The organism is Lachnoanaerobaculum saburreum DSM 3986, assembly GCF_000185385.1.
GTDB classification, from domain to species: domain Bacteria; phylum Bacillota; class Clostridia; order Lachnospirales; family Lachnospiraceae; genus Lachnoanaerobaculum; species Lachnoanaerobaculum saburreum.
The window spans coordinates 1,666,230-1,666,784 of sequence record NZ_GL622296.1 but is presented as its reverse complement, the minus strand read 5'-3'; positions in this window follow the sequence as shown (position 1 = coordinate 1,666,784).

Here is a 555-nt window from a genome sequence, read left to right as displayed (position 1 = left end):
TACTTGATTTAAAATTGCTGTTTTAAACGGATTTTATTCAAAACAGTACTATATTTTTATTTTAATATCCTTATTTTTATAGCGATACTTATAATTACTCGTTTTATATGCTAAATCAAAAAAGTCTGTCGCTGATTGTATACAATCACGACACCCTAAAAAGCCCCATTTTAAGCCATTCTTAAAAATAGATTGACAGACTTTTTTGCCTGTAATACAATGGTCTTGAGTCGAAACAAGAGTTTTTGCCTACCACAACGGCTTAAATACAGTTGTAAGTACCTTACCTATAAGGAATGGAAACAAATCACCGATTCTCTGGTATGATACAACACGATGTAAGTACCTTACCTATAAGGAATGGAAACAAATCCATCCACCCATATCGGGATCGAAGTATTGCTGTAAGTACCTTACCTATAAGGAATGGAAACGAGATAACTTGAAACTCTTTTTCGGTTAGGCAACTCCTGATTGCAGCTTGTAAGTACCTTACCTATAAGGAATGGAAACTATCAAAGAACCACTCGTTCTCCCTTGCCTCGTCGCCGTAGT